Here is a 20940-nt window from a genome sequence, read left to right as displayed (position 1 = left end):
GATATCTCATGGCGCGGGTGTTTTGGAAAGGGGCAATCGGGTTTTTCTGCAGCAGGCCGGTGATCGCCGACGCCCCACCCCACCCGACCCCCGCGCAAATGAGGCGTCAGGCGGCTGGAACCAAGCAACGGGTGATTTGACAAACAGGCAGCAAGGTGGCGTTGTCGGCACAAACACTTGGGCCAGAACAGCGAAGTCTCAAGAACAGCGAGGGCCAATGCATCTTTCCAAACGCATTCAAAGCATTCTGGGCGATGGCGACGATGGGTGGGGCGTGTTTTACAAAGCCCGCGCGATGTTGCGGGCCGGCATCGACATCACAGAGCTGACCATTGGCGAGCATGACATCGGCACCGACAGCTCGATCCTTGACGCGATGCACCGCGCGGCCACCCGTGGCCATACGGGCTATGCCGATATCGCAGGCGTGCCGGCGCTGCGCGATGCGGTTGCAACACGCCTTCAGGCCCGCACCGGCACCCCCACCAGCCGCGAGAACGTGTTGATCACACCGGGCGGGCAAGCCGCGCTTTTCGCCAGCCATATGGCAGTCTGCGACGAAGGCGATACGGCGCTGTTCATTGACCCGCATTATGCGACCTATCCCGGCACCATCCGATCTGTCGGGGCCAGACCCCTGGCCATCCCGACCCAGTCGTCGCGGCAGTTCCAGCCTGACCCGGATCGCCTGCGCGCATCCGCGAAGGGTGCCAAAAGCTTGCTGATCAACTCGCCAAACAATCCGACCGGCGTGGTCTATTCGCAAGACACGATGGAGGGGATCGCCGCGGTCTGCCGACACGAGGATCTTTGGCTGATCTCGGACGAAGTTTACGACGGTCAGGTCTGGCAAGGGGCTCATCTTAGCCCCCGCGCCCTGCCGGGCATGGCTGAACGCACGCTGGTGGTGGGGTCGATGTCCAAAAGCCATGCCATGACGGGCAGCCGGGTCGGCTGGGTCGTCGGGCCAGCGCCGGTCATCGAAGCTGCGGAAAACCTTGCGATCAATACAACCTATGGCGTGCCGGGTTTCATTCAGGATGCAGCGCTTTTTGCATTGCGGCAGGGCATTGCGTTTGAGCAAAAGATTGCCGCACCGTTTTGCCGTCGTCGCGCCGCCGCGGCCGCAGTGTTCAAGGATCAGGACACGGTCCGACTGATCCCCTCGGGCGGGGCGATGTATCTGATGCTGGATATCCGCGCCACGGGCTTGTCCGGAGAGGCGTTTGCGCTCAGACTGCTGGAAGAGCAACACATCGCGGTCATGCCGGGCGAAAGCTTTGGGCGGGCCGCAGCCGGGCACCTGCGCGTCGCGATGACGGTTGAAGATACGCGGTTTCTTGACGCGCTGGAGCGCCTGATCCGTTTCGCCCAGATGATCAGAAAGGATCCGATCAGATGACAGACCAGACCCGAGGCGAGGCGTTTCGCGCGCTGCACCAGAAAGGCAATCCCTTCATTCTGGCCAATGCCTGGGACATTGGCAGCGCCAAGATGCTGGCGGGGCTGGGCGCACAAGCCATCGGCACATCGTCGGCCGCGCATGCCTTCACCTTGGGTCGGCCCGACATGGGCCACGTCACCCGCGACGAGGCCTTGGCCCATGCCCAGGACCTTGTGGCGGCGGTGAATGTGCCGGTGTCAGGGGACTTTGAAAACGGCTTTGGTGATGATCCCGATACCTGCGCGCAAACTGTGCGCCTGTCCTATGAGGCCGGGCTGGCGGGGATATCAATCGAGGACACCGCCCTGCCCACCAACACGCCCTATGACCGAGCGCTTGCTGTCGAGCGGATCGAAGCCGCAGTGGCAGCGGCGCGCGCCCTGCCCGGAGATTTCGTTCTGGTGGCCCGCGCTGATGGCGTAATGAACGGGCAATATGACCTCGACGAAGCCATGACCCGGATTGCGGGGTTTGAGGCGGTGGGGGCCGATTGCCTCTATGTGCCAATGCCCGGCACCCTGGCCGATCAGGCGCGGATCTGTGACGCGACCTCGCTGCCGGTCAATGCCTTGGCGGCAGGACCGCTGGCGCAGGTCTCCCGCGCGCAGTTGGCGCAAGCCGGGGTGGCCAGAATTTCGCTTGGGTCTGCCTTGGCGCGTGTGACCCACAGGGTGATCCATGACGCATCACAGGCCATGTTCCAACAGGGAGACTTCTCGATGCTGGGCACTGGCTTGCCGGGCAGAACGGTCGACGCTTTGCTGGCTGACGCACCAAAGCGCTAAGGGCGCGTCACATCCGCGTTGTAAATCCAGCCGAAACGGCCAAACACCTTTTGCGGTGCAAGCCGACCCGCCAATCGCAGCGCCCCATGCCCCACCCGGCGCGCAAGCGGGTTGGCGTAGTGGTAGTTGCGGGCGTTCTTGTTTGCAGCCTCGACGATACGTTCGACCCGTGGGCGCCGCAGCGCTTGATACAGCGCCGGGCCTTGCTCTGGCCCTTCACTGTCAAGACAGTTTGCCAGAACATAGGCATCTTCGATCGCCATCACGGCGCCTTGCGCCATGAAAGGCAGCGTGGGATGGGCCGCGTCGCCCAGCAACGCCGTGTGTCCCCGGTGCCATTCCAAAGCGACAGGGTGACGAAACAGCCCCCAAAGATGCACGCGATCCACCCGCTCAAGAAGCGCCTGTGCATCATCACAAAAGGCTGAGAAGGCGCGGCGCAGGTTCTCGGGGTCGTCAGTGTGGTTCCAGCCCTCATCGGCCCAGGCGCTGCGTTCTTCCACAGCGACGATGTTGATCAGCGACCCATCACGTAAGGGATAGGTCACCATGTGGCGGCCCGGCCCCATGAAAATAGTTGCCTCAGCCTGTTCACGGCCTGTCGCGGGCACCACCGCACGCCACGCCACCTGACCGGTAAAGACGGGCTTGCGAACGCCGTTCAGGGCGGGGCGAAGGACAGAATGCAACCCGTCTGCTCCGACGACAAAGCCCATGGAACAGGGCGCGTCCCCCTCTATCTCGACCAGAGGATCAGCGCGCGTTGGTTTGACCGCACGCACCGTGACCCCACAGCGGATCTTGGCCCCGGCGCTTTGCGCGGCCTCGGCCAGCAGGTCAATCAAATCAGCCCGGTGAAACAGCAAGAACGTGGCATCCGGGGCGACGTTGTCAAACGCAAAGTCGATCACTTCGCGACCCGACACCCCGTCGCGCAACCAGACCCCACGCCCGCGCATGGCGCGGCGTCGCGCTGTATCACCCAGCCCCAAAGCGTCCAAAACCCGCACGCCATTGGGGCTGATCTGCAATCCGGCCCCGACTTCCGAGATCTCGGGCGCGCGCTCCAGCACCGTCACATCGGCGCCGCGCTGGGCCAGTGCAACAGCCGCCGTCAATCCGCCAATGCCAGCACCAAGCACCGTGATCTGTTGCCCTTTGATCATTCGATCCCTCCAGAATTGGTCCGACCCGCAGATACCGTTCAGAGACAAACACCCAAAAAGAAAAAAGGCGCCGGATGTCCCGCGCCTTTTTCTCATAGATCAGGTCGACACGCCATGTGACATGCGCGCACTTTGCCCGCAACAATTGCTGCCAGCGTGCGCAAAGTCACGTCGCATTCAGTCGTCGCGGTGAACCTTTTCACGGCGCTCGTGACGCTCCTGCGCCTCAAGGCTCAGGGTCGCGATCGGCCGGGCGTCAAGGCGTTTGAGCGAAATCGGCTCGCCGGTTTCCTCGCAATAGCCGTATTCGCCTTCGTCAATCCGGCGCAACGCCTGTTCGATCTTGCCAACCAGTTTGCGCGACCGGTCACGTGTGCGCAATTCCAAAGCCCGATCGGTTTCCTCCGATGCACGATCCGCGATGTCTGGAATGTTTCGTGTGTTGTCTTGCAAGCCTTCAAGCGTGTGACGGCTTTCATCAAGCAACTCTTCTTTCCAGGCCAGAAGCTTGCGACGGAAATACTCCGTCTGACGCTCGTTCATAAACGGCTCATCTTCGGCAGGACTGTAATCGTCGGGCAGGAAAGTCTCTGCTTTCATACCAACTCCCTCACTTACCGGGCTGTAACTACCTAACAACCTTGTTGCCCCTCAGGAGCCCGGCTTCTAATGGCGCTCGTTTACACCCGCATTTGGCTGTTGTCACTAGCCAATGACCAAGTTGCGGCAAGGTTTTCCCGCATTACGGGTAAACATATGAAATGAAACAAAAACACTCGGAATTGTGTGCAGGGTGGCAAGTTTGCTGCCCTCTGGCAATGCGGTCCGGTCCGGCGCGACAGGCCCGCCAACCCAACGGCACACTTGCCAAATCCAACCCGTCCCTTTACCTCGCCCGGTAATAAGCAGACGTGACCGTAAGGGGATGACAGGATGACAAAACGCTTTGAAGGCACCGAAAGCTATGTGGCGACAGACGACCTGAAGGTTGCTGTAAACGCTGCCGTCACCTTGCAACGCCCCCTGTTGGTCAAGGGTGAGCCCGGCACTGGCAAGACGGAACTGGCCATGCAGGTCGCAGGTGCCTTGGGCGCGCGGATGATCGAATGGAACATCAAGTCGACCACCAAGGCGCAGCAGGGTTTGTATGAATACGATGCCGTCAGCCGGTTGCGCGACAGCCAGTTGGGCGAAGAGCGCGTGCATGATGTGCGAAACTACATCAAGCGCGGCAAGTTGTGGGAGGCGTTTGACGCTGACGAGCGCGTCGTACTGTTGATTGATGAGATCGACAAGGCCGATATCGAGTTTCCGAACGACTTGCTGCAAGAGCTTGATAAGATGGAGTTTCACGTCTACGAAACCGGCGAAACCATTCGCGCGAAACACCGCCCGATCATCATCATCACCTCGAACAATGAAAAAGAGCTGCCGGACGCCTTTCTGCGCCGCTGTTTCTTTCATTATATCCGCTTCCCGGACGCTGATACGCTGGCCAAGATCGTCGAGGTGCACCATCCCGGCATCAAACCGCGCCTGCTGACCGAGGCACTGACACAATTCTATGAAATCCGCGAGCAGCCGGGACTGAAGAAAAAGCCCTCGACCTCTGAGGTCTTGGACTGGCTGAAGCTGCTTCTGGCCGAAGATATCGACCCTGAAGTGCTGAAACGCGATGGAGCGTCAGCGCTGCCGACCCTGCACGGCGCGCTTTTGAAAAACGAACAGGACGTGCATCTGTTTGAGCGTCTGGCCTTCATGGCCCGACGAGAGGGGCGTGGCGGGCGCCAATAAGCCCATCTGATCTTGACATTTGGACCATATGACCCTATCTTCTGCTCAACATGACAGGAGATGCACCATGCACGCCGCCCCACAACCCCTAACGCCGCCCCCGGCCCGGCCCACGACAGATCATGCTGCCGTGGCACTGAAAGCCTATGGCCGCATCGCGCAGGCATGGGGTTTGCGGCTGGAAGACGCCGCCGCGCTGGCGGATATGTCCACGTCCACGTGGAAACGTGCCCGCAACCCCGGCTTCAAGGGCGATCTGACCCGCGACCAGATGCTGCGGCTGTCCGCGCTGGTGGGGATCTACAAATCCTTGCACCTCTATTTCGACGAGGCGATTGCCGACCAATGGATCACCCTTGCCAACACCGGCCCGCTGTTTGATGGCGCCCGCCCGATTGCCACGATGATCGAGGATGGATTGCCCCAGTTCCTGCGCGTGCGCAATTACGTCGATGCACTGCGGGGCGGGATGTGACTGACGCTCTGCCGCTGCGATCTGTCAGCGACCGCGCACTGGTTCGCCTGATCCCCGCCACATATCACAAACCGCCGGTTCTGCGCGGGCTGGTGGATCATGACGGTGAAATGGCCCTGTTGGCGGAAGTCGAGGCCATGACCTCGGCCCGCCACATCGCTGAGCGCGGGCGCGATCTGGGAGTGAACCGGCTGGAACTGGCATGGGAACGCCGCGCCGCCGATCTTCGCATCTATGGCCTGACCCATGTGAACGCGGCCTTCACCTATCGGCGCGCAGGCGGCAACCGGTTCAACGACGAACATCGCGGCGCGTGGTATTGCAGTTGGAGCGCCATGACCTCGGTCGCTGAAGTCGGCTATCACTACACACGCGAGCTGTCTTACATCGGCGTTTTCGACACCAAAGCCTGCTATGTCGAGCTTCTGGCTGACTTCATCGGTGATTTCCCGGACCTGAGCCACCAGACCGACCATCCGTCGCTGCACGCTGACCCCGCTGTCGGGTATCCGCGTGGCCAAGCCTTGGCCAACAAGCTGCGGGCCGAGGGTCATCGCGGCCTCGTCTATCCATCCGTTCGCCATCCCGGCGGCACCTGTCTGGTCGCCTTCGACCCCGCTGCCGTGCAGAACGTGAGACCGGGTGCAAAATGGGAGATCACGTGGTCCGGCTCGCCCGATTATGACGTGATAGGGCTGTAGCAAACGATTCGCCAAGCCAACACGTTTTGACCAAACCAACCTAGTGTTGCGTGAGGTAGTCCACACAACATATTGTTTTCCCTCACGGCTTTCCGACCAATCCTTCGCGAAAACCACCGTTTTGCTTGGTGAAACCCGCCCCACACCCTAAGGTCGACCCCTTGCCTGGGGGGGCACAAAATAGGTGTGCGTGTATTGTTATGGGAAACAATGCTCACATTACCGTTCGACCACTGACGGCGTCTGATAGGGCTGCGTGGGATCGCCTGTGGGAAGGCTATCTGCGCTACTATGAGACCGAACTGGACGCGAAGGTCTATGAAACCACCTTCGCCCGACTTCTGTCAGAGGACCCGAACGAGTTCCACGGCCTGTTGGCATGCGTGGATGGGCAGCCTGTCGGGCTGGTTCATTACCTGTTCCATCGCCACGCATGGAAGGCTGAGAATGTGTGCTACCTGCAAGACCTTTACGCGGACCCTTCGGTTCGGGGCAAAGGTGTCGGGCGGGCCTTGATCGAAGCGGTGTATGATGCCGCTGATCGCAACGGCACGCCGTCGGTCTATTGGCTGACGCAGGATTTCAACCATACCGCACGCGCACTCTATGACCGGATTGGCGTCAAAACGCCCTTCATCCGGTATGGGAGGGCTTGACGATGCGACCGATCACAAAAACCGCGGCCTTCGCCCTGACCTGTCTGGCATTTGTCAGCTGCGCGGTGCCGGACGGATCACGCACGCGCGCCGATCAGACTGCCGGGGGAGACGAGGTCACCGCACGCCGCGTCGGTCTGCCGACCACCCTGCCCCCGATGAAAGCCTTCAGTGGCACACAGATCACCCGCCCCACGCGGGCCAACAGTGTGATTGCCGGGGATTTTCTGGACCTGTCCTTCCAATTGGAAAGCGGTCGTCCCCTGCCCGTTCTGACCCGGTTCGAAGGCCCTGTGACCCTGCGCGTCACTGGCAATGCGCCCACTTACATGATGGCCGACCTGACCCGCCTGTTGGCGCGACTGCGCATCGAGGCTGGGATCAACATCCGGCAAGTGTCCGGGTCTGAAACGGCGTCCATTACGCTTGAGGTCATCCCGAAACGCCAGCTTCAGCGCCTTGTGCCCCATGCGGCCTGTTTCGTGGCGCCCAATGTGTCCAGTTGGCAAGACTACAAGGCCGCGCGCGGCACAGCACGGCTGGATTGGGCAAAGATGCGCACCCGCACCAAGATGGCCGTGTTCCTGCCCGGCGATGTCAGCCCGCAAGAGCTGCGCGATTGCCTGCATGAAGAAGTCGCACAGGCGCTGGGGCCGGTGAATGATCTGTATCGCCTGCATGACAGCGTCTTCAACGACGATAACTTCCACACCGTTCTAACCGGCTTTGATATGCTGATCTTGCGGGCGTATTACGCGCCCGAACTGGCCTCGGGCATGAGCCGTGGCGATGTCGCTGCCCGTCTGCCGCAGGTGTTGGCGCGACTGAACCCGGCAGGCGGCACTGGTGCGCCGCGTATGGGCGGTGCGTCACCCGAAGCATGGAAGGTCGCGATAGAGGTCGCGCTGGGCGGCGGACAGTCCAAAACCCGCCGTCGTGAGGCGTCTGCGCAAGCCGTCACAATCGCGCGCAATATGGGCTGGCGAGACACGCGACTGGCGTTCAGCTTGTTTGCCTATGGTCGCCTGAACATGCGCCAGGACAGCAAAGGGGCGTTCGCCGCCTTCCGCGAGGCCGAAGCGATCTACCGCGCCAATCCCGAAACCGCGCTGCACGCGGCCCATATGGGCGTGCAACTGGCGGCCTATGCCCTGTCTGCCGGACAGGCGGAAGAGGCGATTGCCATCGTCAACTCCCACATCTCCCCCGTCATGCGCGCCGAAAACGCGGCGCTTCTGGCGACGCTGATGATGATCAAAGCCGAAGCTCTTGACCTTGCTGGCCGCGGCGCTGAGGCGCAGCTTGTCAGGCTCGACAGTCTGGGCTGGGCGCGGTATGGCTTCGGCTCGAACGAACAGGTCGGCGCGCGGCTCAGCGAAATCGCTGCCATCTCGCCGGGCTAAAGGGAACGGGGGCCGTCCAAGACCGCCCTTTTTGAAGGGTAGAGGCACATATGCTGGTCATCGCGGCGCTTATCTTCGGGGCATTGGTTGGCGTTATGCGCGCCCGCAAACGGGGCGGCAATCGGTTGGACATCGCGCAATATGCGGCCGTTCATGCCCTTGGGTTTGCCCTGATCGCCCTCTTCGCCTCGATCTTCATCAGCCGCTAGGTCCGACCGATGTTCCTGCCCTTCTTCGAAAACCTGCGCGCCAACAAGGTCCCTGTCTCGTTGCGCGAGTTTCTGGCCTTTCTCGAGGCAATGAAGGCCGGGCTGGTCACCTATGACATCGAGGGGTTTTATTATCTTGCCCGCGTTGCGATGGTGAAGGACGAACGCAACCTCGACAAATTCGACCGCGCGTTTTCGATGACATTTGAAGGGCTTGAAGCGATTTCCGCCGAGCAAATGCTGGAAGCCGTGGATATCCCGCAGGAATGGCTGGACAAGATGGCCGAGAAATTCCTGACCGATGAGGAAAAGGCCGAGATCGAGGCGCTTGGCGGGTTCGACAAGCTGATGGAAACCCTGAAAGAGCGTCTGAAGGAACAGGAAGGGCGTCATCAGGGCGGTAACAAATGGATCGGGACCGCCGGCACCTCGCCCTTCGGCGCTTACGGCTACAACCCCGAAGGCGTGCGGATCGGGCAGGACAAATCTCGCCATCAACGCGCGGTGAAGGTCTGGGACAAACGCGAGTTTCGCAATCTGGACGACTCGGTCGAGCTGGGCACGCGCAACATCAAGGTCGCCCTGAAACGCCTGCGCAACTGGGCGCGCGACGGGGCGCATGAAGAGCTTGATCTGGACGGCACCATTCGCGCCACCGCCGAACACGGCTATCTCGACGTGAAAACCCGGCCCGAGCGGCACAATGCGGTAAAAGTCCTGTTGTTTCTAGATGTTGGCGGATCAATGGACCCGCATATCAAGGTCGTCGAAGAGTTGTTTTCCGCCGCCCGCGCGGAGTTCAAGCATCTGGAATACTACTATTTTCACAACTGCCTTTACGAAGGTGTGTGGCGCGACAATGCGCGGCGCTGGACCGATCAGATCCCCACATGGGACGTGTTGCGCACCTATGGTTCCGATTACAAATGCATCTTCGTCGGTGATGCGTCGATGAGCCCCTATGAGGTCGCCTATCGCGGCGGCGCCAACGAACATTGGAATGATGAGCCCGGTCAGGTCTGGCTGGAGCGCGCGCGTGAGCAATGGCCCGACAACCTGTGGATCAACCCGCTGCCGGAGCATCACTGGCGCTATACCCAGTCAGTGCAAATGATCAGCCAGATTTTTGAGGGTCGCATGGTCCCAATGACGCTTGAGGGGATCGAGCGCGGGATGAAAGAATTGGGCCGCTAAGCGACGGAAGTTCTGCGCCCACGCGTTCAAGACCCAACCGGCAAGGAAACCGCGATGTTTTCATTTCTCAAACGCATCTGGGGCGCGGCCCCAATTGCGACGCTTATTCTGGCGGTCGCCCTGGCAATGAGCGTCTTTTTTGCCGTCCGAACAACCGCCAGCTGGATTTACTGGAACGACCCCGCCCATATCGACCAACCGATCGAGGGATGGATGACCGCCAGATACGTTGCCTATTCGTGGGATGTCCCGCGACAGGTGATGTTTGAGGCATTGCAACTGGGCCAACCGGGTGATGGTCCAAGCAGTCTGCGCCGACTTGCCGAGGCGCGCGGTATCCCGCTGGACGTTATGATCGCCGATCTGGAAGCCGCCATTGCCGCGCACCGCGCCTCTCAAGCTGACAGCGAAACCGGTGGGGGCCAATGATCACCACCGAAGCCGTCTTTGCCCTGCTCTTGGACTATGGCCCTATCGTGGTTTTCCTCTCGGCCTTTCTGTCGTGTCTCGCGCTTCCCATCCCCACCTCTCTGATGATGCTGGCCGGCGGCGCGTTTGCGGCGGCGGGGGATCTTTCGCTGGTAAATGTCATGCTTTCTGCCTTTGTGGGCGCGGTCATAGGGGATCAAACAGGCTATGCGATTGGGCGATATGGCGGGGCAAGCGCCCTGCAATGGCTGGCACGCACGCCCGCAAAACGAACCATATTGGAAAGGGCGCGCGCCTTCGTGGACAAATACGGCGGCACTGGCGTTTTTCTGTCGACATGGGCTGTTGCCCCCTTGGGGCCATGGGTCAATTTCGTGGCTGGCGCAACCGGGCTGGGTTGGGTGCGATTTGCGGTCTGGGATATTCTTGGGGAAACAATCTGGGTCAGCCTCTATGTTGGGCTGGGCTATGGGTTTGCATCCCGCATCGAAAGTCTGGCAGCCCTTCTTGGCAATATCGCGGGGCTTTTGGTCGCTGTGATCGTCGCGGTGGTGATGTTGGTCTGGATCCACGCTGTCCTGAAAGCGAAAGACGCGCAAGAGGCGCTGAAATCCGACGCCTTGTCGCGTTAATCCCTTTCCAGCGGATAAAATAGCACCCATATAACGCCTATGTTGAAGCTGATCCCCATTCTTCTGCCGATCGCGTATGGCCTTTTGCTCTACCATTTCTCGGTCTGGCGCACCCATCGCGAGTTGGACGCCCAATCGACGCGGTTGGCCGATCCGAAGCTGAAGGCGCTGACGGACCGGATGGCGGCGTCACTGGAGATCGCAGACATTCCGGTTCATATCTACGAGATTGACCCGGTGAACGGGCTGGCCGCGCCGGACGGCCGGATCTTCATCACCCGCGGGTTTTTCAACGAATATCGGCAAGGGCGCGTTACGGCCGAAGAACTGGCCAGCGTGATTGCGCACGAGCTTGGCCACGTGGCATTGGGACATGCGCGCAAGCGGATGATCGACTTTTCCGGTCAAAATGCCCTGCGCACGGTTCTGTCGATGATGATCTCGCGCTTTCTGCCCGGCGCGGGTGTCTATATCGCGCGGTTTCTGACACGGCTTGTTGCCGCAGGTCTGAGCCGCGGCGATGAATACGAGGCGGACGCCTATGCGACCGCATTGCTGATCAAATCGGGGATCGGGGCCGAGGCGCAAAAGTCACTGTTTGGCAAATTGGATACGCTGACGAAAAACCGGTCCGGCGTCATGCCCGCCTGGTTGATGAGCCACCCCAAAACAGCCGAGCGCATTGCCGCAATTGAAAAGAACGAAGCCAAGTGGGTGACCTGACCGCAACCGCAGGAAACGGTTAGAGGAGCGCGTCAAGCGCCTTGCCCAACCGTGGCAGGCGCGCCTTTTTCATCAGCCGGCGGATGGTCCAATCCTCGCCTGATAGTGTTCTTGCTTGGGTCAAAACGCGGGTTGCGATGCGCGTCATCGTCTCGGCGTCTTGATCCAGAAACTCGCGCAGGAACAGGTCAGGGCTTTCACGGCGCAGCCCTTCCTCGGCCAGCGTATGGCGGGGGAAATCGGCGTTGTTCATGGTCAACAGCACATCCGCCCCGCCTGCTATGGCGGCGGCCAGCACGTGAATGTCGTTCTCATCGGGCAGCCAGAGGCGACGCAAATCGCCGTCACGGGGCAAAACGCTGGCTTTGGGCCAGTGAGCCGTCAAGAGCGCGATCTCGGCACGCGCGACACTCTCCTGATCCCGGCCAAGCTTGGCGGCAGCGCGCGCCCATTCTTCCAGAATGCGGGGCGACCACAGGGGGGTGAAAAACCCCTCCTGCGCCGCGCCCAACACCATCTCGCGCATCACCGTCGGGTAAAGCACGCAGGCGTCGATCAGGACTTTCATGGCAGCAGCCGGAAGAACAGCGCCTTCAGGTAGCCACTTTCGGCCAGTTGCGGGTGCATCGGGTGATCTGCGCCCGCAAAGCCGGTGTAGATCAACTGGCTGGCCCGCCCGGCCCGGCCGATGCCCCGGATGGACGAGGCGCGAAACTTGTCGATTGTCGCGGCGTGCGAACACGAACACAGGGCGAGGTATCCACCGGGGGCCACCAGTGGTGCTGCCAATCGCGCAAGACGCTCATAGGCGCGCAATCCGGGTTCCAGCGCCTTCTTTGACGGCGCGAAAGCTGGCGGGTCGCAGATCACCACGTCGAACTGCGCGCCTTCTTCACCGAGGGCAGTCAGCACGTCAAACGCGTCGCCTTGTCGGATCGAGAAACGGTCACCTGCCGCCATTTGGCGTGCACCTTCCTCGGCCAAAGCCAAAGCAGGCGCTGATCCGTCGACCGCCAAAGCCGAGGTCGCACCACCTGCAAGCGCAGCAAGGCCAAACCCGCCCACGTGGGAAAATACATCCAGCACCCGCGCGCCTTTGGACAGGTTTGCGGCAAAGGCATGGTTGGGCCGTTGGTCAAAGAACAGCCCGGTTTTCTGTCCGCCTGTCAGGTCTGCCATATAGGTGGCGCCATTCATTGGCACCGCAATCGGTGCGTCGGGCGCTTGGCCCAGCAACACGCTGCTTTGCTCGTCCAGCCCTTCCAGCGCACGAGCGCGACCTGCCGCGTTTTTCAGGATCGTGGTCACGCCCGTGACATCCGCCAGCGCTGCCGCCAGATCGTTGATCAGCACATCGGCCCACGCCGCATTGGGTTGGATCACGGCAGTATCGCCGAACCGGTCGATGATCACACCGGGAAGCCCGTCGGCCTCGGCGTGGATCAGGCGGTAAAATGGCGCGTCAAACAGCGTTTCGCGGTGATCCAGCGCAGCCTTCAACCGCGCGCCCAGCCAGGCGCGATCAATCACCGCATCGGGATCACGGTCAAGCATCCGGGCGATGATCCGCGAGTTTGGGTTAAACGCGACCGTGCCCAGCGGGTCGCGTGCGCCATCCTCAAGCCGCGCAATCGCGCCTGCGGGGATGTTTTTGGTGCGGCGGTCGGTGACCACCTCGTTGTCAAACACCCACGGCGCGCCGTGCCGGATTGCGCGCGCATTGGCCTTGGGCTTTAGTCGGATCGTCGCGCGATCGGGTGTATGTGTCTGCGCCATGTGATATCATCCATGATTAGGTCGCGCCTTGCCTAGCCTGCGGTCACACGCAAGGAAACCCGTAAATCGACAGGCCCATCTCTGGGCGGAAGGTTGGGCCAGCGTGATGCCCATTCTGGCCCGCATGCAATTTGAAGGCTCGGGACCGCTTGAAATAGACGTTGTTAGCGCTATCACATTCTGATAGGAAAGCGGCGAACGGTAACGCGACGCAGCCACGACGCTCCTTTCTTGGCGCTCGCGCAAGACACAGGACAAGACACATGACCCTGAACGGCACCCTCGCAAAAGTGACAGATCGGATCGCAGAGCGATCCAAGGCCACCCGCCAACCCTATCTGGACAAGATCGCGCGCGCCGCCGAAGACGGGCCGCGCCGCGCGCATCTAAGCTGTTCGGGTCAGGCACATGCCTATGCAGGCGCCGGTCCCGATCAAGACCGGCTGGCCGAAGGGCGCGCGCCAAACCTGGGTATCGTGACGGCCTATAACGACATGCTGTCGGCCCATGCGCCCTTTGCCACGTTCCCCGACCTGATCAAGCGAATTGCCCGCGACGAAGGTGCAACCGCGCAGGTGGCAGGCGGTGTGCCTGCGATGTGCGACGGGGTCACGCAGGGCGAAACGGGGATGGAGCTGAGCCTGTTTTCACGCGACGTGATCGCGCTCGCTTCGGCCGTTGCACTCAGCCACAACACCTTTGACGCGGCGCTGTTTCTGGGCGTCTGTGACAAGATCGTGCCGGGCCTGGTGATCGCGGCGGCCAGCTTTGGGCATATTCCGGCAGTGTTCTTGCCAGCCGGGCCGATGACATCAGGCCTGTCAAACGACGAAAAAGCCAAGGTGCGCACGCAATTCGCCACCGGCGAAGTGGGCCGCAAAGAGCTGATGGCGGCCGAGATGGCGGCCTATCACGGCCCCGGCACCTGCACCTTCTATGGCACCGCAAACACCAACCAGATGCTGATGGAGTTCATGGGGCTGCACCTTCCCGGCGCGTCCTTTGTCACGCCACATACCGACATGCGCGAGGCCTTGACCGCAGAAGGGACGCGACGCGCGCTGGCGATCACAAAAGACGGCAGCGCTGGCTTCACGCCTGCCGGGCATGTGCTGGACGAAAAAGCTTTCGTAAACGGGCTGGTAGGGCTGATGGCCACTGGCGGCTCGACCAACCTTGTCCTGCACCTGCCTGCCATGGCGCGGGCGGCGGGGATCATTCTGACGCTGGAAGATTTCGCCGATATCTCGGCCATCGTGCCGTTGATGGCGCGGGTCTATCCGAACGGGCTGGCGGATGTGAACCATTTCCACGCCGCTGGCGGTCTTGGCTACATGATCGGCGAGCTGCTGGACGCGGGGCTTCTGCACCCCGATGCAAAGACCATCATGGGCGATCTGACCGCCTATACACAGGAGCCGAAACTGGACGGCGACCGGGTGCGTTGGGAACCCGGCCCGCGTGAAAGCCTGAACGACAAGATTCTGCGTCCTGCCTCTGACCCTTTCGCACAATCCGGCGGGTTGGTGCAATTGTCGGGCAACCTTGGCAGCGGTGTCATCAAGGTCTCGGCTGTCGATCCCAAACACCACCTGATCGAAGCCCCTGCCCGCGTGTTTCACGACCAAGACAGCGTCAAGGCCGCCTTCAAGGCAGGCGAGCTTGAGGGCGACTTGATCGTCGTCGTGCGCTTTCAGGGACCGCGGGCCAACGGGATGCCTGAGCTACACAGCCTGACACCAACGCTTTCGGTCTTGCAGCAACGCGGTCAGCGCGTCGCACTGGTGACGGACGGGCGGATGTCAGGGGCGTCGGGCAAGGTGCCCGCTGCGATCCATGTGGCCCCCGAAGCCGCCAGCGGCGGGCCTATCGCCCGTATCCGCGACGGTGACATGATCCGGCTGGACGCCGAGAATGGCACGCTTGAAGTTCTGACCGAAGGCGCCATGGACCGACCTGCCGTTCAGGTCGACCTGAGCGACAATACCGACGGCATGGGCCGTGAGCTTTTCGAAACCTTCCGTCGCGCAGCCAGCTCTGCGACCGAAGGCGCATCCTCGATTTCCTGAAGGAGACAATCATGACCCCGCAAGAGGCAAGCACCGCCGCTGAGAAAATCTGTCGATTGGCCCCGGTCATTCCGGTTCTGGTCGTGGATGACGTTGCCCACGCGGCGCCATTGGCTGCGGCCTTGGTGGCAGGCGGCTTGCCCGCGTTGGAGGTCACCCTGCGCACGCCCGTGGCGCTTGAGGTCATCGCCGAAATGGCGCGTGTTGACGGCGGCGCGGTTGGTGCTGGCACATTGCTGACCGCCAAGGACGTGGAAAACGCCAAGAAGGCGGGCGCAACCTTTGGTGTGTCACCCGGCGCAACCGATCGTTTGCTAGACGCGTGCGAGGCCAACGATCTGCCTCTGCTGCCCGGTGCAAGTTCCGCGTCCGAGGCTATGCGCCTTCTGGAACGCGGCTATACCGTGCAAAAGTTCTTTCCGGCAGAGGCCGCAGGTGGCGCGCCCTTCTTGAAATCTCTGTCCTCGCCCCTGCCCCAGATCCGCTTCTGCCCCACCGGCGGTGTCAGCCTGTCGAATGCAAATGACTACTTGTCCCTGCCCAACACGCTGTGCGTCGGGGGGTCATGGGTCGCACCCGGCGATCTGGTCCAAGCTGGCGACTGGGCCGCGATCACGGCACTTGCGAGAACGGCAGCAGCTTTGGGCAGTTGAAGTATTGGCACATCTGACACGCGACCCTCTCGGCTTGACACTGGGCAGGTTTCGCCAGAGCCTGACCATCTAAAAAGGGGGCCGTGCGCCATGTCAGTTGAGTTTCTTCTCACATCCCTGATCGTTGTGTTTTTGCCGGGAACGGGTGTGCTGTATACGATTGCCATCGGTCTGGGTCGCGGGTTTAAAGCCAGCATCGCAGCCGCGCTGGGGTGCACCTTCGGGATCTTACCCGCCGCCCTCGCAAGCATCATCGGACTGTCGGCTTTGTTGCACACCAGCGCCGTCGCGTTTCAGGTCATCAAATACCTTGGCGTCCTGTATCTGTTCTACATGGCGTGGTCGATCCTGAAAGACGAAAGCACGATGGATGCCTCTGATGACCGGTCGCGGAAATCCTTGCGCTCGATCGCGCTGACCGGAACGCTGATCAATGTCCTTAACCCCAAGCTATCGCTGTTTTTTCTGGCCTTTTTGCCGCAGTTCATATCCGTCAACGCGCCCAATGCCACGGTCGAGTTATCATTGCTTGCCGTGGTGTTCATGGTGATGACGTTTCTGGTGTTTGTCGGATATGGCGCTTTTGCCTCGGCGGCGCGCAGATATGTCATTGGCCGACCGACGGTGATGGTGTGGATCAAGCGGGTCTTTGCAGGGGCGTTCGGGGCGCTTGGGGCAAAGCTCGCGATGTCAGACTAGGCGATCGCGGCCCTGATCGAACACCGGCCTACCAGCCACCAAGAACGCTTTTCCACAACAGCGCACCACGGCGCGAGAACTCGGACTGTCCAAGCGCTCCGGCTGCGACCGCTTCAGGCGTGTTCCGGGCGTGGCGCAGAACGGGTGCAGCCCGCCAAGCGCTGCGCAATGCGGCGTTGCCTCGCCGATCAAGCGCACCGCGCGCGTGGGCCAGCGCCTCTAGCCCACCTTCGCACAGCGTGCGGATTGTGTCAGGGCTGGGCGCAATGTGCCCTCGCCCGGCGGCCAGAAGCGCCGGCTGTGCCATCAGCCAATTGGCGATCCCGACAGCTTCGCCCAATCCCTCCAGCGCTTGGTCCACGTCGTGATCACCAGAAAAATCGGCGATCCCCGAGGCCTGCCCCGCCGCCAGCATCAACGCGCCCGAGGTTTCACGCGCATAGGATTGGATCTGATCCACAGTCTCGCGCAGAGCACCCTGCGCGTCATCTTCGCGCGCGGCGATCATCCGCACCAAGGGGGCTGCACGGACATCGCCCCAGATCACCAGTTGCGACAGCGGCGTGGCCACGTCATGCTTCGGTGCCTCGCGCCCATCTACAGCCGCGTCAATCAGATCGCGCCAGAACTGCAGCCGGATCATCGCCACCATTGGTTCTTGCGACATATAGGGCGCGCGGGCGATTTCGAGGTTGAAGGCGTAGAGCGGAAACAGGCGCTTACGTTCCTCCACGTCGCCGGTCATGGTCGCCAGAAACCGGTCGGGGTCGCCCTTCTGCACCATCTCGGCGCAGGCGGCGATGGGGTCGTGCGGGGTGTCGGTCATGCGGGCTTGGCCCCGTCGCGCAAGAGCTTCCATGTGATCGCGTCCAGCAGCGCCTCGAAAGATGCATCGACGATGTTGGGGCTGACGCCCACGGTCGACCAGCGGTGGCCGTCGCCGTCTTCGCTGTCGATGATCACGCGGGTTTGCGCCTCGGTCCCGCCTTGGGTGATGCGCACTTTGAAGTCCACCAGTCGCAGATCGTTGATGATATCCTGATAGGGTCCAAGGTCTTTCGCCAAAGCCTTGGCCAGCGCGTTGACCGGGCCACGATCGGTACCGGACGCGTCCATGCTTTCCGACACGGACAGCTTTTTCTCGCTGCCGATTTTCACCACCACGATGGCTTCAGACAGGCTGACCGTCTGGTTGCGCTTGTTCTTGCGCCGCTCGATCGTGACCTTGTAGCGCTTTACCTCGAAAAATCGGGGCAACTGTCCCAGCACGTCGCGCGCAACCAACTCGAACGAGGCTTGCGCGCTGTCATAGGCATAGCCCTGATCTTCACGTTCCTTCACCCGGTCTAGGATTTGCCCCAGACGCGGATCGCCCGGTTCGACGTCGATCCCGGCATCCGCCAGCCGCGCGCGCAGGTTCGATTGGCCCGCTTGATTGGACATCGGCACGATGCGCGCGTTGCCCACCGTTTCGGGCGGGATGTGTTCATAGGTCGTTGGGTCTTTCAGGATCGCGCTGGCGTGCAACCCCGCCTTATGCGCAAAGGCCGACGAGCCCACGAAAGGCGAGGCTTTGTTGGGCACACGGTTCAGGATGTCATCCAATTTGCGAGATATGCGGGTCAGGCCCTGAAGGGCATCCCGTTTGACGCCCGTTTCAAACTGGCTGGCATAGGGCTCTTTCAACAACAGCACCGGGATCAGCGTGGTCAGGTTGGCGTTGCCGCACCGCTCGCCCAGCCCGTTCAACGTGCCCTGCACCTGCCGCGCGCCTGCGTCGATGGCGACCAGTGAACAGGCCACCGCGTTGCCTGTGTCGTCATGGGTGTGGATGCCCAAATGGTCGCCGGGAATGCCCGCTGCGATCACCGACTTGGTGATCTGGTGCACCTCGTGGGGCAACGTGCCGCCATTGGTGTCGCAGAGCACGATCCAGCGCGCGCCTGCCGCGTAAGCCGCCTTCAGGCACTCCAACGCGTAATCCGGATTGGCCTTGTAGCCGTCAAAGAAATGCTCGGCGTCATACAGCGCCTCGCGCCCCTGCGCGACCAGATGAGCGACTGAGGCGCGGATGTTCTCCACGTTCTCATCCAGCTCGATCCCAAGCGCGGTGGTGACGTGGAAATCATGGCTTTTGCCCACCAGACAGACCGCTGGCGTGCCCGCGTTCATCACGCCCGCCAGCACCTCGTCATTCTCGGCCGAGCGCCCTGCCCGTTTGGTCATCCCAAAGGCGGTGAAGGTCGCGCGGGTCTTGGGGGCGGCAGCGAAAAAGTCGCTGTCGGTCGGGTTCGCACCGGGCCAGCCGCCTTCGATATAGTCCACGCCGAGCGCGTCGAGCGCCTCGGCGATCTGTTGTTTTTCAGCAAGCGAGAACTGGACACCTTGGGTTTGCTGACCGTCGCGGAGCGTGGTGTCGTAGATATAGAGGCGGGCGGTCACGGGATTATCCTTTCTACAGCATCGACTGTGGGGTCACCATCAATACTAGCGATGCCCTGATTAATCCCGTTTGCTGATCTGGCTGCGCGCAACTGAATGCCAATCTCGCGTGCATCTTTCGACAAAGAGTCTGCCGCGCGCCAGTTTTCCTCTCGCCGCAGCTTCATCCAAGTCCGAACGAGTTTCATGGTCACATCGACAAACTCACTTGAGTGTTCGCCCCAGCCCACCATACTAGTAGTTGGCTGAAAATCCTTACCCTCCACCCAGTCAGTTCCATCTGGCGTTTCAAAACGGAAAGGGCTCGCCCAGTTCGCTTTGGAAATCTCGGCTAGATCAATACCCAACAATTTGGCACAGCCAATTAGTTCGGCATAATCTTCATCTCGATACTGTTGATCCAAGTAATCAATAGAGCCTGCGGTATTGAGGTCGTCAGCCAAGATATCCAGAAAATCTGGAGAGATCGTTGGAGGTTCAGCTTCACGCACAACACTCGCCCAGTCGCGAAGTTTTCTTAATGCCTCGGCCCGCTTCTTCTCCGTCCAATCCATCGGCTTGCGATAATGCGTGCCCAAGAAGACGAACCGTATCACTTCACCCGGCACGCCTTGCTCCAACAAATCATGCACCGTGAAGAAGTTGCCCAGCGATTTGGACATCTTCTTGCCCTCGACCTGCAACATCTCGTTGTGCAGCCAGTAATTAGCGAACCCCGCGTCGGGGTGGGCGCATTTCGACTGGGCGATCTCGTTTTCGTGGTGCGGGAACTGCAGGTCGTTGCCGCCACCGTGGATGTCGAACGACGCGCCCAGCAGGTCGTGGCTCATGGCAGAACACTCGATATGCCAACCCGGACGACCTCGACCCCACGGGCTGTCCCAACCCGGCAGATCATCGGTGGAGGGTTTCCACAGCACGAAGTCCATCGGGTTCTTTTTGTAAGGCGCGACTTCGACCCGCGCACCGGCGATCATGTCATCGACCGAGCGGCCCGACAGGCGGCCATAGTTCTTATAGCTTTCGACCGCGAACAGCACATGGCCCTCGGCCTCATAGGCGTGGCCCTTGGCGATCAGATCCTCGATCATCGCAACCATCGGCCCTATGAACTCGGTCGCCCGCGGCATCTGGTCCGGCTCCAACGCACCAAGCGCGCCCATATCGTGTAGATACCAGCCGATGGTCTCGTCCGAGCGTTCATGCACCAGCTCTTCCAATGTGCCTTCGGCCCCAGCCTCTTTGCGCTGCAGCGCGGTTGCGTTGATCTTGTCATCCACGTCGGTGAAGTTGCGCACATAGGTCACGTGATCCGCGCCATAAACATGGCGCAGCAGGCGATAGAGCACATCGAACACCACAACAGGGCGCGCATTGCCCAGATGGGCGCGGTCATAGACGGTCGGCCCGCAGACATACATGCGGACGTTTTTCGGGTCGATCGGGGTAAAGACCTGCTTTTCCCGCGCCATCGTGTTGTAAAGTTTGATGTCCGTCATAATGTCCTCGCAAGTCTGCGCACAGGTATTCCCACAGAATTATCCCGAGCGGGCTTACCAAGTTCCTGACATGTATGGAATAGAAGAACGGCCCGCCTGAGTGTCTCAGCAGGTAATGCAGCAGATAATGTTGATGCCCAAGGGCTTTACTGTCCGTTTCATGGGCTGCACGCTAGCACCCTTCCCAGCGC

22 protein-coding genes are annotated in these 20940 nt (G+C 61.2%); 15 read left to right on the top strand and 7 right to left on the bottom strand.

The features are described from left to right. Window positions 1-217: 217 nt before the first annotated feature. On the top strand, window positions 218-1402 hold the full coding sequence (locus Q0864_RS05085) for a pyridoxal phosphate-dependent aminotransferase (RefSeq protein ID WP_298566674.1): 1185 nt from the start codon (window positions 218-220) through the stop codon (window positions 1400-1402). Then, window positions 1399-2229, top strand: a complete 831-nt coding sequence (locus Q0864_RS05080) for an isocitrate lyase/phosphoenolpyruvate mutase family protein (protein WP_298566673.1) — start codon at window positions 1399-1401, stop codon at window positions 2227-2229. Before Q0864_RS05085 ends, Q0864_RS05080 begins: the two co-directional genes overlap by 4 nt. Here the strand turns inward: Q0864_RS05080 and Q0864_RS05075 are convergent. Together Q0864_RS05075 and dksA are read right to left on the bottom strand one after the other, a co-directional pair. Further along, window positions 2226-3395, bottom strand: a complete 1170-nt coding sequence (locus Q0864_RS05075; RefSeq protein ID WP_298566672.1) for an FAD-dependent oxidoreductase — start codon at window positions 3393-3395, stop codon at window positions 2226-2228. The two genes, Q0864_RS05080 and Q0864_RS05075, sit on opposite strands and share 4 nt — an antisense overlap. A 177-nt stretch (window positions 3396-3572) precedes the next feature. After that, window positions 3573-3995 (bottom strand): RNA polymerase-binding protein DksA, encoded by a 423-nt coding sequence (gene dksA / locus Q0864_RS05070; protein WP_298566671.1) that lies wholly within the window; start codon window positions 3993-3995, stop codon window positions 3573-3575. A gap of 333 nt (window positions 3996-4328) precedes the next feature. Between dksA and Q0864_RS05065 the strand changes: the two genes are divergently transcribed. The 10 genes from Q0864_RS05065 to Q0864_RS05020 all read left to right on the top strand — a co-directional run bounded on the left by Q0864_RS05065 (window position 4329) and on the right by Q0864_RS05020 (window position 11611). Continuing rightward, window positions 4329-5189, top strand: coding sequence for a MoxR family ATPase (locus Q0864_RS05065; protein ID WP_298566670.1), 861 nt, complete (start codon window positions 4329-4331; stop codon window positions 5187-5189). A gap of 67 nt (window positions 5190-5256) precedes the next feature. Continuing rightward, window positions 5257-5664 (top strand): antitoxin Xre-like helix-turn-helix domain-containing protein, encoded by a 408-nt coding sequence (locus tag Q0864_RS05060; RefSeq protein ID WP_298566669.1) that lies wholly within the window; start codon window positions 5257-5259, stop codon window positions 5662-5664. Next, on the top strand, window positions 5661-6365 hold the full coding sequence (locus tag Q0864_RS05055) for an RES family NAD+ phosphorylase (RefSeq protein ID WP_298566668.1): 705 nt from the start codon (window positions 5661-5663) through the stop codon (window positions 6363-6365). Before Q0864_RS05060 ends, Q0864_RS05055 begins: the two co-directional genes overlap by 4 nt. A gap of 200 nt (window positions 6366-6565) precedes the next feature. Next, window positions 6566-7021, top strand: a complete 456-nt coding sequence (locus Q0864_RS05050) for a GNAT family N-acetyltransferase (RefSeq protein WP_298566667.1) — start codon at window positions 6566-6568, stop codon at window positions 7019-7021. Window positions 7022-7023: 2 nt separating this feature from the next. Beyond that, on the top strand, window positions 7024-8424 hold the full coding sequence (locus Q0864_RS05045; protein ID WP_298566665.1) for a DUF2927 domain-containing protein: 1401 nt from the start codon (window positions 7024-7026) through the stop codon (window positions 8422-8424). A 50-nt stretch (window positions 8425-8474) separates the two neighbouring features. Then, complete coding sequence (locus Q0864_RS05040; protein WP_247035921.1) at window positions 8475-8633, top strand: hypothetical protein; 159 nt, start codon at window positions 8475-8477, stop codon at window positions 8631-8633. A 9-nt stretch (window positions 8634-8642) separates the two neighbouring features. Further along, window positions 8643-9827 (top strand): VWA domain-containing protein, encoded by a 1185-nt coding sequence (locus Q0864_RS05035; protein WP_298566664.1) that lies wholly within the window; start codon window positions 8643-8645, stop codon window positions 9825-9827. Window positions 9828-9881: 54 nt separating this feature from the next. Further along, window positions 9882-10256, top strand: coding sequence for a hypothetical protein (locus Q0864_RS05030; RefSeq protein WP_298566663.1), 375 nt, complete (start codon window positions 9882-9884; stop codon window positions 10254-10256). Further along, entirely contained in the window at window positions 10253-10888 is a 636-nt protein-coding gene (locus tag Q0864_RS05025; RefSeq protein WP_298566662.1) for a DedA family protein, read from the top strand. The genes Q0864_RS05030 and Q0864_RS05025 overlap by 4 nt, the downstream gene beginning before the upstream one ends. A gap of 39 nt (window positions 10889-10927) precedes the next feature. After that, on the top strand, window positions 10928-11611 hold the full coding sequence (locus Q0864_RS05020) for a M48 family metallopeptidase (protein WP_298566661.1): 684 nt from the start codon (window positions 10928-10930) through the stop codon (window positions 11609-11611). Window positions 11612-11630: 19 nt separating this feature from the next. Here the strand turns inward: Q0864_RS05020 and Q0864_RS05015 are convergent, their stop codons facing one another. Continuing rightward, window positions 11631-12179, bottom strand: a complete 549-nt coding sequence (locus Q0864_RS05015) for an RSP_2648 family PIN domain-containing protein (protein ID WP_298566660.1) — start codon at window positions 12177-12179, stop codon at window positions 11631-11633. Further along, window positions 12176-13387 carry an RSP_2647 family RNA methyltransferase gene (locus tag Q0864_RS05010; RefSeq protein ID WP_298566658.1) on the bottom strand — a complete coding sequence of 404 codons (1212 nt, stop codon included), beginning with the start codon at window positions 13385-13387 and terminating at the stop codon, window positions 12176-12178. Before Q0864_RS05010 ends, Q0864_RS05015 begins: the two co-directional genes overlap by 4 nt. A 263-nt stretch (window positions 13388-13650) precedes the next feature. On the opposite strand from Q0864_RS05010, the gene edd reads away from it, so the two are divergent. The 3 genes from edd to Q0864_RS04995 all read left to right on the top strand — a co-directional run bounded on the left by edd (window position 13651) and on the right by Q0864_RS04995 (window position 16808). Then, a complete protein-coding gene (gene edd / locus Q0864_RS05005) occupies window positions 13651-15456 on the top strand; it encodes a phosphogluconate dehydratase (protein WP_298566657.1) in 1806 nt (601 codons plus the stop codon). An 11-nt stretch (window positions 15457-15467) separates the two neighbouring features. Next, a complete protein-coding gene (gene eda, locus Q0864_RS05000; RefSeq protein ID WP_298566656.1) occupies window positions 15468-16109 on the top strand; it encodes a bifunctional 4-hydroxy-2-oxoglutarate aldolase/2-dehydro-3-deoxy-phosphogluconate aldolase in 642 nt (213 codons plus the stop codon). Between the two features lie 90 nt (window positions 16110-16199). After that, on the top strand, window positions 16200-16808 hold the full coding sequence (locus Q0864_RS04995; RefSeq protein ID WP_298566655.1) for a LysE family translocator: 609 nt from the start codon (window positions 16200-16202) through the stop codon (window positions 16806-16808). 28 nt (window positions 16809-16836) lie between these two features. Here the strand turns inward: Q0864_RS04995 and Q0864_RS04990 are convergent, their stop codons facing one another. From Q0864_RS04990 to cysS, 3 genes are read right to left on the bottom strand one after another with little or no spacing between them, the layout of a single operon-like run. Next, window positions 16837-17634, bottom strand: coding sequence for a squalene/phytoene synthase family protein (locus tag Q0864_RS04990; RefSeq protein ID WP_298566654.1), 798 nt, complete (start codon window positions 17632-17634; stop codon window positions 16837-16839). Further along, complete coding sequence (gene cimA, locus Q0864_RS04985; RefSeq protein WP_298566653.1) at window positions 17631-19250, bottom strand: citramalate synthase; 1620 nt, start codon at window positions 19248-19250, stop codon at window positions 17631-17633. Before cimA ends, Q0864_RS04990 begins: the two co-directional genes overlap by 4 nt. Continuing rightward, window positions 19247-20749: a cysteine--tRNA ligase gene (gene cysS, locus Q0864_RS04980; protein ID WP_298566652.1), complete on the bottom strand. Its 1503-nt coding sequence runs from the start codon at window positions 20747-20749 to the stop codon at window positions 19247-19249. Before cysS ends, cimA begins: the two co-directional genes overlap by 4 nt. Between the last annotated feature and the right edge of the window lie 191 nt (window positions 20750-20940).

The sequence above is a fragment of the uncultured Aliiroseovarius sp. genome (genome assembly GCF_947497285.1).
In the GTDB taxonomy this organism is placed as follows: domain Bacteria; phylum Pseudomonadota; class Alphaproteobacteria; order Rhodobacterales; family Rhodobacteraceae; genus Aliiroseovarius.
The sequence above is the reverse complement of the archived record's forward strand: the minus strand, read 5'-3'. Positions and strand labels throughout refer to the sequence as shown.

Excerpts from the sequence above, each read along its gene's own strand:
- Q0864_RS05075 (WP_298566672.1), bottom strand. The coding sequence starts at position 3,395 with ATGATCAAAGGGCAACAGATCACGGTGCTTGGTGCTGGCATTGGCGGA.
- eda (WP_298566656.1), top strand. The coding sequence starts at position 15,468 with ATGACCCCGCAAGAGGCAAGCACCGCCGCTGAGAAAATCTGTCGATTG.
- Q0864_RS05045 (WP_298566665.1), top strand. The coding sequence starts at position 7,024 with ATGCGACCGATCACAAAAACCGCGGCCTTCGCCCTGACCTGTCTGGCA.
- Q0864_RS05065 (WP_298566670.1), top strand. The coding sequence starts at position 4,329 with ATGACAAAACGCTTTGAAGGCACCGAAAGCTATGTGGCGACAGACGAC.
- Q0864_RS05080 (WP_298566673.1), top strand. The coding sequence starts at position 1,399 with ATGACAGACCAGACCCGAGGCGAGGCGTTTCGCGCGCTGCACCAGAAA.
- Q0864_RS05035 (WP_298566664.1), top strand. The coding sequence starts at position 8,643 with ATGTTCCTGCCCTTCTTCGAAAACCTGCGCGCCAACAAGGTCCCTGTC.
- Q0864_RS05025 (WP_298566662.1), top strand. The coding sequence starts at position 10,253 with ATGATCACCACCGAAGCCGTCTTTGCCCTGCTCTTGGACTATGGCCCT.
- Q0864_RS04995 (WP_298566655.1), top strand. The coding sequence starts at position 16,200 with ATGTCAGTTGAGTTTCTTCTCACATCCCTGATCGTTGTGTTTTTGCCG.
- cysS (WP_298566652.1), bottom strand. The coding sequence starts at position 20,749 with ATGACGGACATCAAACTTTACAACACGATGGCGCGGGAAAAGCAGGTC.
- Q0864_RS05060 (WP_298566669.1), top strand. The coding sequence starts at position 5,257 with ATGCACGCCGCCCCACAACCCCTAACGCCGCCCCCGGCCCGGCCCACG.
- dksA (WP_298566671.1), bottom strand. The coding sequence starts at position 3,995 with ATGAAAGCAGAGACTTTCCTGCCCGACGATTACAGTCCTGCCGAAGAT.
- Q0864_RS05020 (WP_298566661.1), top strand. The coding sequence starts at position 10,928 with ATGTTGAAGCTGATCCCCATTCTTCTGCCGATCGCGTATGGCCTTTTG.
- Q0864_RS05030 (WP_298566663.1), top strand. The coding sequence starts at position 9,882 with ATGTTTTCATTTCTCAAACGCATCTGGGGCGCGGCCCCAATTGCGACG.
- edd (WP_298566657.1), top strand. The coding sequence starts at position 13,651 with ATGACCCTGAACGGCACCCTCGCAAAAGTGACAGATCGGATCGCAGAG.
- Q0864_RS04990 (WP_298566654.1), bottom strand. The coding sequence starts at position 17,634 with ATGACCGACACCCCGCACGACCCCATCGCCGCCTGCGCCGAGATGGTG.
- Q0864_RS05040 (WP_247035921.1), top strand. The coding sequence starts at position 8,475 with ATGCTGGTCATCGCGGCGCTTATCTTCGGGGCATTGGTTGGCGTTATG.
- Q0864_RS05010 (WP_298566658.1), bottom strand. The coding sequence starts at position 13,387 with ATGGCGCAGACACATACACCCGATCGCGCGACGATCCGACTAAAGCCC.
- Q0864_RS05085 (WP_298566674.1), top strand. The coding sequence starts at position 218 with ATGCATCTTTCCAAACGCATTCAAAGCATTCTGGGCGATGGCGACGAT.
- Q0864_RS05050 (WP_298566667.1), top strand. The coding sequence starts at position 6,566 with ATGGGAAACAATGCTCACATTACCGTTCGACCACTGACGGCGTCTGAT.
- Q0864_RS05015 (WP_298566660.1), bottom strand. The coding sequence starts at position 12,179 with ATGAAAGTCCTGATCGACGCCTGCGTGCTTTACCCGACGGTGATGCGC.